Source organism: Oscillibacter hominis (assembly GCF_014334055.1).
Classification (GTDB): Bacteria; Bacillota; Clostridia; order Oscillospirales; family Oscillospiraceae; genus Oscillibacter; species Oscillibacter hominis.
In genome coordinates this window covers 1,413,252-1,425,353 of the sequence record NZ_CP060490.1, presented here as the reverse complement: position 1 = coordinate 1,425,353, position 12,102 = coordinate 1,413,252, and the positions used below count along the sequence as shown (strand labels likewise).

The following is a 12,102-nucleotide window of genomic DNA, read 5'->3' as shown; positions in this document are numbered from 1 at the left end:
TTCAGCGTCTGCGGTCGAATTTTTCAACTGGGCGTCATATTTTGACGGAAGCAGTACAAAACCGGATCGTTTGCCAGCCTCTTGCGGAATTGGTGCAATAAGTGGTATACTATCATCTGTATGACGATCTCACAGAACAGGAGCTGAACATTATGAGAAGAATGGAGCTTGGACAGGGCGTGTACTTCACATACCTGCCATCCGATAAATTCAAGACCAGCTTTCTCTCCGCCCAGTTTGTGACGCCGCTGCGGGCCGAGACGGCATCCGCCCATGCGCTGATCCCGGCGGTGCTGCGCCGGGGCACGGCCCGTTACCCGGACATGCAGAGCCTTTCCGCGGCACTGGACCTGCTCTATGGCGCCCGGGTGGAATACACGGTGCGCAAAAAGGGTGAAAACCAGTGTGTGGGCTTTGTCTCCAGCTTCATCGACGACGCCTACACCCCGGGCGGGGAGAAGCTGCTGGAGCCGGTGGCGGAGCTGATCGGAGAGATGATCCTGTCCCCGGCCACAAAAAATGGCCGCTTCCTTGGCGCCTATGTGGAGGGGGAGAAGGCCAACCTGATTGACGCCATCCGGGGCATTGTCAACGATAAGCGGGACTATGCAGACCGCAGGCTGCTGCAGGAGATGTGCGGGGAGGAGCCTTACGGTGTCAGCCGCTTTGGCGAGGAAAAGGACGTGGAGCGCATCACCCCGGCAAAGCTGAACGAAAGCTACCGCAGATTGATCGCCTCCAGCCGCCTGGAGCTCTTTTATATCGGCAGCGCCTCGCTGGAGCGGGTGCGTCTTGCACTGGAGGAGGCATTTTCCACACTGCCCCGGGAAGAGGTGGGGGAGCCGGCGGTGACCACCACCCGGCCCGCCCCGGAGGAGCCCCGCTACGTGGCGGAGGAGATGGATGTGACCCAGGGGAAGCTCTCCATGGGCTTTCGCTGCGGCAGCGACGATACGCCCGCCATGCTGCTGGCCAACGCCCTCTTTGGCGGCACCAGCAACTCCAAGCTCTTTCTCAACGTGCGGGAGAAACTGTCGCTGTGCTACTTTGCAACCTCTCAGTATCACAGGAAGAAGAACCTGGTCACTGTGTCCTCCGGAATTGAGACGAAAAACTATCAAAAGGCCTATGACGAGATCATGGCCCAGCTGAAGGCGGTGCAGCAGGGGCGGCTGGAGGATTGGGAACTGGAAGGGGCCAGAAGCACCATGACCAACGCCTTCCGCACCATGGAGGACTCCCAGGGCCGGCTGGAGGACTTCTATCTGGGACAGGCCGCCACCGGTCAGAGCGAGACGCCGGAGGACATGATCGCGGAGCTTGACGGCGTGACGCTGGAGCGGATCCTGGCCGCTGCCGCCCAAATCCGTCTGGACACGGTGTATTTCCTGAAGGGAAAGGAGCAAACGGCGTGAACAAAACCAACTACGACCGCATTGGGGAATCCGTTTACGAGACGACGCTGCCCAACGGGCTGAAGCTCTATGTGGTGCCCAAGGAGCACCACGCCAAGAGCTACGCCTTTTTCGCCACCCGCTACGGCGGCATGGACCTCCGGTTTTTAAGGGACGGGCAGTGGCTGGACACCCCGGCGGGTATTGCCCACTACCTGGAGCACAAGATGTTCGACACCAAGGAGGGGAATGCCCTCCAGGAATTGGCGAAGAACGGGGCGGAGCCGAACGCCTTTACTTCCAACGCCATCACGGCCTATTATTTTGACTCCACCGAGCACTTTGAGGAGAATTTGAAAATCCTGCTCTCCTTTGTGACCGTGCCCTATTTCACCAAGGCCAGCGTGGCCAAGGAGCAGGGGATCATCGGCCAGGAGATCCGCATGATCGAGGACAACCCGGAATGGCAGGTCTACACCCGGATGATGCAGTGTCTCTATGAAAAGAGCACGGCGCGGGTCAGCGTGGCAGGCACGGTGGAGAGCATTTCCCACATCACCGCCGAGACGCTCTATGATTGCCACAAGGCCTTTTACACGCCCTCCAACATGGTGCTGTGCGTGGTGGGCAACGTGGACCCCCAGCGCATCATGGACCTTGTTTACCAGGAGCTGCCCGGCCGGGGAGCTGCGGCTCCCATTGAGCGGGATTACGGCGGACAGGAGCCGGACGCAGTCAGCCAAAAGGAGACCGAGATGCGGATGGAGGTCTCCATGCCCATGTTCCTCAGCGGGTATCGCTGTACGCCGCCGGGGAAAGGGGAGGAGCTCCGGGAGAGCATTGTGGGCGAAATCGCCTGCGATGTGCTGTTGGGGGACTCCAGCCCGCTCTATGCAAGGCTCTATGACAAGGGGCTGATCAACGGCACCTTTGGCGGCGCTTTTGAGATGCTGCCCGGCGTGGCCTATCTCTACGCCGGAGGGGACAGCAGAGACCCCAGGGCTGTGGCGGAGAGTATCACGGAGGAGGCCGGGCGGCTGGTTCGGGAGGGGATCGACGAGACCTACTTCCAGCAGATCCGCAAGTCCACCTTCGGCTCCATGATCCGGTCCCTGAACTCCTTTGAGAACATCGCCATGCTGTTGTCGGAAGGGTATTTTAAAGGATACGACGCCTGCCGGTTTCCCGAGGTCTTTGACACCGTGGACCGGGAGGACATCATTCGTTTCCTGCGGGAGAACATTGTGGAGAGCCGCCGGGCGCTGTCGATGATCCTGCCGAAGGACTAAGGAGGAACGCAAATTGACCGCATTAAAGGATATGCCCATCAGCTTTCCGGGACTGTTCGGGGACTGGGAATTTACCGCCAGTCCCAAAATGCTGAACATTGGCCACGGGGTGTACTGGTATGGGTTTCTGATCGCACTGGGACTGATGGTGGCGCTGTGGTTCTGCATGAAGCAGTCCAAACGCTTTGGAATCACGGAGGACAATGTGCTGGATCTGGTGCTCTGGGGTACGCCAGCTGGAATCTTAGGCGCCCGCCTCTACTACGTGATTTTTTACTGGTCGCTGTTTCAAAATGCCGATGGAAGCCCCAACTGGGGAAAGATCGTGGCTATTTGGGACGGTGGGCTGGCCATATACGGCACGGTGATCGCCGCGTTTTTGACGGCATTTTTCTACTGCCGGCATAAGAAAATCAAGCTGTGGGCCATGACAGACCTTTGCGTTATGGGGCTGCTGATCGGGCAGGCCATCGGCCGCTGGGGCAATTTTATGAACCGGGAGGCCTTTGGCGCCGAGACAACGCTGCCCTGGCGGATGCGCCTATGGACCAGCGCCGCGCAGTATATTGAAGTGCATCCCACTTTTTTCTATGAGAGCCTGTGGAACGTGGTCGGACTGCTCCTGATCTTTTTCGTGGTGACAAAGGCCCGGAGATTTGACGGAGAAAATACCTGCTTCTACTTCCTCTGGTACGGCTTGGGCCGGCTGTGGATCGAGGGGCTGCGGACCGACAGCCTCTATCTCTTTGACTGGACGCTCTTCGGCGAGCCCATCCGGGTGTCCCAGGCGCTGTCCCTGGTGGTGGCCATTCTGGCGGCACTGTTGCTGTTCTATCATATCAAGCTGCATCCCCATGATCCGCAGGAGCTGATGGTGAACCGGGTGGCGGCCCAAAAGGCAGAGGCCGTCATGGAGCCTGCGGCAGACGCGGCGGAACCGGAGAAGGAGTCCCACGCCTCCGGAGAGGAGGATTCCGATGGCGGTTTACATTGACGGAAAGGCGCTGGCCGCAAAGGAGAAAGAGCGGCTGATGGAAGAGGCGAAAAAACTGCCCCGAAAGCCGGGGCTGGCTGTGATCCTGGTGGGGGACGATCCCGCCTCCCGGGTCTATGTGAACAACAAGGAGAAGGACTGCGCCCAGTGCGGCTTTCTCAGCCGGGAGTACCTGCTGCCGGAGCAGACCCGGGAGGAGGCACTGCTGGAGCTGATCGCTGAACTCAACCAATGTGGGGAGATCGACGGCATCCTGGTTCAGCTGCCCCTGCCCCGGCAGATCAGCGAACAGCGGGTCATCGAGGCCATTGCCCAGGATAAGGACGTGGACGCTTTCCACCCAGCCAACGTGGGGCGCATGATGACAGGCGATCCCTACTTTCTGCCCTGCACCCCGGCGGGAATTATGGAGATGTTCCGCGCCTATGGCATTTCCGTGGCCGGCAAGCGGTGCGTGGTGGTGGGCCGCAGCAACATTGTGGGCAAGCCCATGGCCCAGCTGCTGATCCAAAATGACGGCACCGTCACCACCTGCCATACCAAGACCAAAAACCTCTCTGAGATCACCCGCCAGGCGGATATCCTGGTGTCGGCTGCCGGACAGCGGAATCTCATCACCGGCGATATGGTCAAAGAGGGAGTGGTGGTCATCGACGTGGCCATGAACCGGAACGAAGAGGGGAAGTTCTGCGGCGATGTGAACTTTGCCGAGGTCTCCGCCAAGGCGTCCTATATCACGCCGGTACCCGGCGGCGTGGGCCCTATGACCCGGGTGATCCTGCTGCGCAACATCCTCACCGCAGCCCAGCGTCATCAGGCCAAGTAAAAGTTCATGATAAAAGCTCCTCCCATAATCGGGAGGAGCTTTTTGCGTATGTATTCCGTTCAGATCAGCCCAAGCGCTTTGCGCCGACATAGTAGGTATTGTAGTAGTCGTCGTAGAGGCTGCTGATGATGACTCCGCCGCTTCTGGAGGAGGAGGAGTGGATGAACTGGCCGTCGCCGATGTAGATGCCGGCGTGGGAGCAGGCCTTGCCGTTGGAGCGACTGGGGTCACAGAAGAACACCAAGTCGCCGGGCTGGATCTCGCTGCGGGACACCTTGGTGCCGGAGGAGGACTGCCACTGGCCGGTCGCGGTGTGGGGCAGGGAATAGCCATACTGCTGGTAGACATACATGGTGAAGCCGGAGCAGTCGAAGCCGCTGGGGGAGGCGCCGCCGTAGACATAGCGGGTGCCTAAGTACTGCTTGGCGGTGGCCACCACATTTTTGCCCATCTCGCTGCCGGAGGAAGAGTCGGTGGTCAGATCCACAAAGTCGCTGCGGACATAGCCGGTGGTGCCGTACTTGCAGGTGACGCTGTACCAGCCGTCGGTGAAGCCGTTTACGGTGAGATAGGTGTCCTTGGAGAGGGTGGCGGCCACGCCGCTGTCGGTGGAAGCCGCCGCGCGGACGTTTACGCCGTCGCTGTTGACCCGGCCGTAGGAGGTGAACACGCCGTCCTGATCCTCAACCAGGTAGTCGGCGGACACATAGCCGGTGCTGCCTTCAAAGCTGACCTTGTACCAGCCGTCCAGCTTTTCCAGGATGGAAACCGCCACGCCCTTGTCCAGATAGGTGACGGTGGCGGAGGAAGTGTTGGGTTCCGAGCGGAGCCGCAGGGAAGAACCCGTGGTGGCGCCGACGCCGATTCCAATGTCGGCGGCCAGAGCGGATACTGCCAAACATGCCGTCATAACGGCGGAAACAATCAAAACTTTGGTGGCCTTTCCTGCGAAACGTCTCATCTTCTCTTACGCTTCCTTTCGACATTTGTATAGAATGGGAGTGAAGTTACTTGCCGCTCAATGCACGCTCCAGCCAGATGGCTGCAACATCCATTGCAGAGTAGAGGCTGTCTTTTTCGCTCTTTTTGACAACCCGGTCGCGGGATTTCAAATCGGGATCGGTCAGCTGCAGCTGGACGGAGACCTTTGTGGCCATATCCAGATCCTGCTCCTTTTTGCTTTCCAGCACCTGCATCATGATGATATATTTATCGGCCATGGAGCCATAGTAAATCAGATTGTCGACCCGGCGGAGCGGATGCCCTTTGTACATGAGACCTTCTTGCTTGGCGGTTTTGCTTTCTGCCATTGTTACACCTCGCTTCAAAATTGTAACCAAATTGTAACAGATTTTTTCCGATTTGTCAATTACCTGTTGCCTGTTTTTTACCGTCATTTTCACGGAATCAAAGGGGGAAGATGTGGGAATTTGACGAAAAAGAAAAAACCCCGCAGTGCCTGGAAAAGGTACCTTTGTAACCTTTCCCAAAACACTGCGGGATTACTCTCATTGAATTTGTTATTGCCCCAGGTATTTGCGGACCAAGACCTGCAGCAGCTCATCCCGGTCAATTTTACGGATCAGCGTGCGCGCGTGGTTGTGGTTGGTGATATAGGTGGGGTCCTCGGACAGGATATAGCCGACGATCTGGTTGATCGGGTTGTATCCCTTTTCCTCCAACGCCTGATAAACAGTGGAGAGAATCTCGTGGATTTGCGCGTCACGTTCCTCCACCAGGTTGAATTTGCGGGTAAAGTCGTCCATACAGACACCACCTTTTCTCTGTTGGCTGTGCAGATAGGCCAAAAATCTTGTCCTTAGTATACTCGTTTTTCCCAATTCTGTAAAGGGGAAAAGCAAAAACTTCGTCTCCTGGCCGCTTAGCGCAAAACAGCGCCCAGCTCTGCCTTGAGCAGATCCAGGATGCTCTGCACATCCTCGTCCGCCTCCTGGGCGGTCAGGTTCCGCTGATCGGAGCGCAGCTGCAGGTTGAAGGCCACACTCTTAAAGCCCTCGGCGACGCCCTTGCCGGTGTAGATGTCGAACAGGGCCACATCCTTTAAAAGACCCTTGGCGCCCCGGCGGATGCAGTCCTCCAACTGGCCGACGGTGATCTCCCTGCGGCATACCACTGCGATATCCCGGGTGACGGAGGGGTACTTGGGCAGCGGCGTATAAATGGGGTCGGCGCCTTTATGGGCATAGAGGGCATTGAAGCTCAGTTCAGCGGCATAGACCTCCGTGTCCATGCCGTAGTTTGCGGCCACATTGGGGTGGATCTGGCCGAAAACGCCGATGACTTCCCCATCCACGCTGACCTGGGCGCACCGCCCGGGATGGTAGGAGGGATTGTCCCGGACGGCGGTGTAAACCGCTCCGCTGATGCGCAGACCGCTGAGGATGGCCTCCACAGCGCCTTTGAGATGGAAGAAGTCGCAGCCCTCCCCATAGGCACCCAGGGAAAGCACTTTGGGCTCGTCGGCCATGCCGCTGCCGTCGTTTTTGGCAAAGTAGACCCGGCCAAGCTCGTAGAGCCACGCGGACTTGTTGCGGAAGCTGTAGTTCCGGGCCAGGATCTCCAGCATGGAGGGCAGGGTGGTGGTGCGCATGATGGAGGTGTCCTCGCCTAAGGGATTGAGAATCCGCATGGAATTGCGCAGGGGGGAGTCGGCGGGGAGGTTGATCTTATCGTAGTAGGCGGGGCTGATGAAGGAGTAGGTGATGATCTCGCTGTAGCCCAGGGTGCGGCAAAGTGCTCCCACCGAGCGCTCCAGATGCTGGACGGGGCTGTAGCCGCCCCGGAGGGTGGCACCCCGCATCAGCGTGGTGGGAATCTTGTTGTAGCCGTAGAACCGGGCCACTTCCTCGGCGATGTCGGAGTAATGCTCCACATCGCTGCGCCAGGAGGGCACGCGGATGAGGTCGCCCTCCAGCTCAAAGCCGAGGCTCAGCAGGATGCGGCGCATCTCCTCCTCGCTCACGTCGGTGCCCAGCAGGGCGTTGACCTTCCCCGGCTCCAGACGGACGGTGACAGGATTGGAGTCCCTGGCGATCACGTCCATGACGCCGTCTACTACCTCGCCGGCACCTAAGAGCTCCACCAGCTCACAGGCGCGCTGCACGGCTTTCATGGTGTTCATGGGATCCAGCCCCTTTTCATAGCGGGCCGATGCATCGGTGCGCATCCCCAGGGCGGTGGCGGTGCGGCGGACGGAAGCACCGTTGAAGTTGGCGGATTCAAAGAGCACCTGAGCGGTGTCGCCCACAATTTCAGAGTTGGCGCCGCCCATCACGCCCGCCACGCAGACGGGCCGGTGCTCGTCACAGATGCACAGCATGGAGGTGGTCAGCTTGCGCTCGTTGCCGTCCAGCGTCTGGATGGTCTCGCCCTCCCGGGCGGTGCGGACGACGATTTTGCCGCCCTCCACACAGGAGAAATCAAAGGCGTGCATGGGCTGGCCGTATTCCAGCATCACGTAATTGGTGATGTCCACGATGTTGTTGATGGGGCGCACGCCGCTGTTGCGCAGCCGCTGGCGCATCCACTTGGGGGAAGGGGCGATCTTGACGTTTTTCACCATCCGGGCGGTGTAGCGGGGGCAGAGGTCGCCGTCCTCGATTTCAATGTCCACCAGGTCCGCGATGCTGCCGCCGCAGCCGCGGATTTCCGGGGTATGGAGATGAAGCTCACGGCCAAAGGTGGCGGAGGCCTCCCGGGCCAGGCCGATGACGGAGAGGCAGTCGGGGCGGTTGGGGGTGATCTCAAATTCCACCACCTGGTCGTCCGCGCCCATGACGCCTCGGATGTCGTCGCCGGGCTTCACATCCTCCTGAAGCACCCAGATGCCGTCTTCGATGCAGTGGGGGAACTCCTCCTGCTGGGCGTGGAGGTCGGCAAGGGTACAGATGAGGCCCTTGGCCGTGTCGTAGGCCACTAGGTCGCCCGAATGGATGTTCTGGCAGGCGGTGGGGACCTCCGCCTCGCCGCTTCCGGTCTCCAGCTTGCAGAGATAATGGTAGCTGTCGCCGTCGGCCGTGGCGGAGAGCACCTTTGCCGCCACCACTTTGCCGAAAATCCTGTGGCCGGGCTGGACGTCTGCGGGGATGGAGGGCTTTTCCCTGTCCAGGGGATGATAGTCGTTCAAAAGCGCGGCGGCCTGGATCACCGCATAGGGGAAGTCGTGGGCCGCGGTGAGCCCCAGCTCTTTCAAAGAGCACAGCATGCCGCAGGACAAAACGCCCCGGAGCTTGCCCTTTTCGATCTTGACGCCGCCGGGCAGCAGAGCCTTGTGCCTGGCCACAGGCACAAGGTCGCCCTCGTGGATGTTCCAGGCGCCGGTGACGATCTGGACCGGCTCGGCCTCGCCCACGTCAATCTGGCAGACCCACATATGGTCGGAGTCGGGATGGTGCTCCATCCGGACGATCCGGCCTGCCACCACATTTTGAATCTCCGCGCCTAAGTCCTCCGTGACCTCCACCTTGGAACCGGAGAGAGTCATCGCCTCGGCGAACTCCCGTTCGCCGATGTCCCGGACGTCGACGAATTCATTGAGCCATTCTCTGGATAACTTCATTTCTCTCTCCTCCTTAAAACTGCTTCAAAAACCGCATGTCGTTTTCAAAGATCAGCCGCAGGTCGCTGATCTTGAACCGGCCCATGGCCAACCGCTCCAGGCCCATGCCAAAAGCAAAGCCGGAGTAGACGTCCGGGTCCACATTGCAGCCCGAGAGCACCTTGGGGTGGACCATGCCTGCGCCCAGCACCTCGATCCAGCCCTCGCCCTTGCAGGTGGGGCAGCCCTTGCCGCCGCATTTGTGGCACTGCATGTCCATCTCACAGGAGGGCTCGGTGAAGGGGAAGTGATGGGGGCGGAAGCGGGTGACGGTGTTCTCGCCGTAGATGGCGCGGATCACTGTGTTCAGCGTGCCCTTCAAATCCGCCATGGTGATGCCCTTGTCCACCACCAGGCCCTCGATCTGATGGAACATGGGGGAGTGGGTGGCGTCCACCTCATCCTTGCGGTACACCCGGCCGGGGACAATGACCCGGATGGGCAGGGGCACCGTCTCCATGGCCCGGATCTGCATGGGGGAGGTCTGGGTCCGCAGAAGGGCCTTGGAGCCGTTGTCAAAATAGAAGGTGTCGGACCACTCCCGGGCGGGGTGGTCGTCCGGCGTGTTGAGCCTGGTGAAGTTGTAGTCGGACTGCTCCACCTCAGGGCCGTCCAGGATCTGGAAGCCCATGCCGATGAAGATGTCCTTGATTTCGTCCAGCACCTGATACATGGGATGGGCGTGGCCCACCTCCTGGCGGGTGCCGGGGATGGTGACGTCCACCGTCTCCTGCTCCAGCCGGTCGGCCAGAGCCTGACGCTCCAGCAGAGCAGACTGCTGCTCGATGGCGGCCTCCACGGCGGCGCGGACGTCGTTGGCCAATTGGCCGATGATGGGCCGCTCTTCGGCGGCCAGCTTGCCCATCTGTTTCAAGACAGCGGTCAGTTCGCCTTTTTTGCCCAGGTATTGAACACGCAGCGCTTCCAGGTCGGCTGCGGCACGGGTGCCGGCGATGGACGATAGCGCGTGGGTTCGGATCTGCTCCAATTGCTGCTTCATGTTGACACTCCTCTTAACGCTCCGCAGTGGGCTGCGGAAAACTGATGATGAGATGCTTGGGTTGCGGGGACAAAAATAAAAGCCCCTCGTCCCATCAAATTGGGACGAAAGGCCATCTTCCGCGGTACCACCCAAATTCACGCAGGATGACTGCGCGCACTTGCTGCCCGGATAACGGAGGGCGCTCCGGCCGTGTCTCCACGGCAGCTCCCGGGCGAACCAAGCAGCACGTCCCAGGCCGGCTCGCAGCCGGGTGACCGGCCCTCTCTGAAGGACGCATATCCCGCTATTTTCCCGTTCATAGCTGATATCAAATATCACTTATAGCACAAAAAAGGGGGAAATGCAAGGAGAAAATTCCATACGCTCCGCGATTGCGCATCCACCAGGCATGCGGCCGCCCCCGGCGCCAGCTGCCAGAGGGAGAGAGCAAAAATAAAAGGCTGTGTTAGCCATGAATGTTGATGCCGAAAAACAAGAGCAATTTTTATAATCAATTACTCCTTAGTGGGTGCAATAACAACCTTGCATTTTGAACAATAATGAGCCTCTGCTCTGTATCCATTTACTTTTAATGGGCTGAACTTACTAATAAGAAGGACTCCTTTTTCTGCAATTGAAAAGGATAGTAAAGAGGGCTTTCCCCCATCTGGAATCCATTGAACAGGTTGACCTCCGTTGGGTATAAACCCCTTTTGCATTTCTTCATTACAATACGGACATCTCATTGGAAATTACCTCCAAATCAAAAGGAAGTTGCGGCTTGTCTTTCAGCATATCTACCAAACTTAACTCTATTCTTCTTGACACAATGGGGGCATATCTGGCCATCTGAAAATCTCTGTTCAGCACACTTATTGAGGACAGCCAAATAAAAAGGCACACTGCCAGAATGCGCAGTGTGCCTTTTGAAAACCTTTGCGGCAAACAGATTCTGGTGCGCGGAGAACCGTCAGGCGGCATTGCTGGCGGCGCTTGCGATGGCGGCCTGATCATAGGCGGCGGAGATGAGGCCGAGAACCGCCTGCTCCTCCTCCGTTTTGGGGCTGTAAGAGTCCATCAGCTCCTCAAAGGATATCTGCTCTGAAGGAGTGAGTCGATAGACCCCGTTATAGCCGATGATGGGAGCCACCCGGGTTTGCCAGGCAGAGCACAACTGGGCCAGCGTGGCCATCATCTCCTCCGGTGCGTCTAAAAACCGCTGGAACAAAAGGTCACCCGGCTCCTCCGAGTAGGCACCGTCGGCCTTCAGAAGATAGCAGCACAGCTGTAGGTTGGTATAGTCTGCAAACTCTGTTGAGTGGAAAGTCTCTGTGTCATAGGAGAAGGTGAATACGGTGTCTGCCTCCAAATCCAGATCATCAGAGGGGCAGAAGTCCAAAAAGCACCATCGCCCATCTTCATACCCATAGGTGAGCACCCGCTGGGACAGCCCTGCGGTGAGCTGGGGCGGGTTGAAGTCATCCCAGGCATAAAAGGTCACTGTCACATTCCATGTACCATCCTCCATGTGGGCGGCTTCCGCCCGCTTATCCAGAAGGTAGAGATTGGCCCCTCTGCCGCCCTCGGCACAGTAGAGCTTCCCGTCGATCTCCCGATAGGTGCCCTCAGAGAGCAGCTGCTCCGTCAGGTCGTCGGAAAAAAGCAATTTTAAATGGGAGCTCAGATCGTTCAGGGTGGAAAACCCCGGCTGATCCACCATCCGGTATTCCCGTCCGGCCTCCGCCACAGCATCGCCGGTGCAGGGCAGGGTGGCCAGGTTGAACCAGTCGTATGCCTCACAGGCATCGTCATAGGCGGCAAGCACCTCCGCTGCCGTGGTAGGCTGCTGTTCCCCGGAGCAAGCGCCGCCCTGGACAGAGGGCCCGCAAGCGGACAAGAAAAGAAGGGACAGGAGCAGAGGAAGTCCGCTTTTGCGTGTCATGAGAAACACCCCATTTCTTTTTATTAGTATAGGAGCAGCAGAGCGGCGCGTCAACAA

General features: G+C 58.8%; 11 protein-coding genes. 4 read left to right on the top strand and 7 right to left on the bottom strand.

All coding sequences use genetic code 11. The annotated features are described in order from the left end of the window. The first annotated feature begins 152 nt into the window (after positions 1–152). From yfmF to folD, 4 genes are read left to right on the top strand one after another with little or no spacing between them, the layout of a single operon-like run. Entirely contained in the window at positions 153–1,415 is a 1,263-nt protein-coding gene (gene yfmF, locus H8790_RS07150) for an EF-P 5-aminopentanol modification-associated protein YfmF (RefSeq protein WP_187331874.1), read from the top strand. Continuing rightward, a complete protein-coding gene (gene yfmH, locus H8790_RS07145) occupies positions 1,412–2,683 on the top strand; it encodes an EF-P 5-aminopentanol modification-associated protein YfmH (protein ID WP_187331873.1) in 1,272 nt (423 codons plus the stop codon). Before yfmF ends, yfmH begins: the two co-directional genes overlap by 4 nt. Positions 2,684–2,696: 13 nt before the next feature. Beyond that, on the top strand, positions 2,697–3,677 hold the full coding sequence (lgt, locus tag H8790_RS07140; protein WP_187331872.1) for a prolipoprotein diacylglyceryl transferase: 981 nt from the start codon (positions 2,697–2,699) through the stop codon (positions 3,675–3,677). Continuing rightward, positions 3,661–4,503, top strand: a complete 843-nt coding sequence (folD, locus tag H8790_RS07135) for a bifunctional methylenetetrahydrofolate dehydrogenase/methenyltetrahydrofolate cyclohydrolase FolD (RefSeq protein WP_187331871.1) — start codon at positions 3,661–3,663, stop codon at positions 4,501–4,503. The genes lgt and folD overlap by 17 nt, the downstream gene beginning before the upstream one ends. 64 nt (positions 4,504–4,567) lie before the next feature. Here the strand turns inward: folD and H8790_RS07130 are convergent, their stop codons facing one another. From H8790_RS07130 to H8790_RS07105, 7 genes are all read right to left on the bottom strand, one after another. Then, complete coding sequence (locus H8790_RS07130; RefSeq protein WP_187331870.1) at positions 4,568–5,464, bottom strand: C40 family peptidase; 897 nt, start codon at positions 5,462–5,464, stop codon at positions 4,568–4,570. A gap of 46 nt (positions 5,465–5,510) precedes the next feature. Continuing rightward, complete coding sequence (locus H8790_RS07125) at positions 5,511–5,813, bottom strand: hypothetical protein (RefSeq protein ID WP_187331869.1); 303 nt, start codon at positions 5,811–5,813, stop codon at positions 5,511–5,513. A 210-nt stretch (positions 5,814–6,023) separates the two neighbouring features. Further along, entirely contained in the window at positions 6,024–6,269 is a 246-nt protein-coding gene (locus H8790_RS07120) for an IreB family regulatory phosphoprotein (RefSeq protein ID WP_187331868.1), read from the bottom strand. Positions 6,270–6,385: 116 nt separating this feature from the next. Then, complete coding sequence (gene pheT / locus H8790_RS07115) at positions 6,386–9,082, bottom strand: phenylalanine--tRNA ligase subunit beta (protein ID WP_187331867.1); 2,697 nt, start codon at positions 9,080–9,082, stop codon at positions 6,386–6,388. Positions 9,083–9,095: 13 nt separating this feature from the next. Further along, positions 9,096–10,121 carry a phenylalanine--tRNA ligase subunit alpha gene (pheS, locus tag H8790_RS07110; protein ID WP_187331866.1) on the bottom strand — a complete coding sequence of 342 codons (1,026 nt, stop codon included), beginning with the start codon at positions 10,119–10,121 and terminating at the stop codon, positions 9,096–9,098. Positions 10,122–10,618: 497 nt separating this feature from the next. Then, positions 10,619–10,849: a PF20097 family protein gene (locus tag H8790_RS13890; protein WP_256403866.1), complete on the bottom strand. Its 231-nt coding sequence runs from the start codon at positions 10,847–10,849 to the stop codon at positions 10,619–10,621. A 224-nt stretch (positions 10,850–11,073) separates the two neighbouring features. Next, positions 11,074–12,045 (bottom strand): hypothetical protein, encoded by a 972-nt coding sequence (locus H8790_RS07105; RefSeq protein WP_187331865.1) that lies wholly within the window; start codon positions 12,043–12,045, stop codon positions 11,074–11,076. Positions 12,046–12,102: the final 57 nt, after the last annotated feature.

Coding starts and splice junctions, on each gene's coding strand:
- H8790_RS13890 (WP_256403866.1), bottom strand. CDS start 10,849: ATGAGATGTCCGTATTGTAATGAAGAAATGCAAAAGGGGTTTATACCC.
- H8790_RS07125 (WP_187331869.1), bottom strand. CDS start 5,813: ATGGCAGAAAGCAAAACCGCCAAGCAAGAAGGTCTCATGTACAAAGGG.
- H8790_RS07120 (WP_187331868.1), bottom strand. CDS start 6,269: ATGGACGACTTTACCCGCAAATTCAACCTGGTGGAGGAACGTGACGCG.
- folD (WP_187331871.1), top strand. CDS start 3,661: ATGGCGGTTTACATTGACGGAAAGGCGCTGGCCGCAAAGGAGAAAGAG.
- yfmF (WP_187331874.1), top strand. CDS start 153: ATGAGAAGAATGGAGCTTGGACAGGGCGTGTACTTCACATACCTGCCA.
- H8790_RS07130 (WP_187331870.1), bottom strand. CDS start 5,464: ATGAGACGTTTCGCAGGAAAGGCCACCAAAGTTTTGATTGTTTCCGCC.
- pheS (WP_187331866.1), bottom strand. CDS start 10,121: ATGAAGCAGCAATTGGAGCAGATCCGAACCCACGCGCTATCGTCCATC.
- H8790_RS07105 (WP_187331865.1), bottom strand. CDS start 12,045: ATGACACGCAAAAGCGGACTTCCTCTGCTCCTGTCCCTTCTTTTCTTG.
- pheT (WP_187331867.1), bottom strand. CDS start 9,082: ATGAAGTTATCCAGAGAATGGCTCAATGAATTCGTCGACGTCCGGGAC.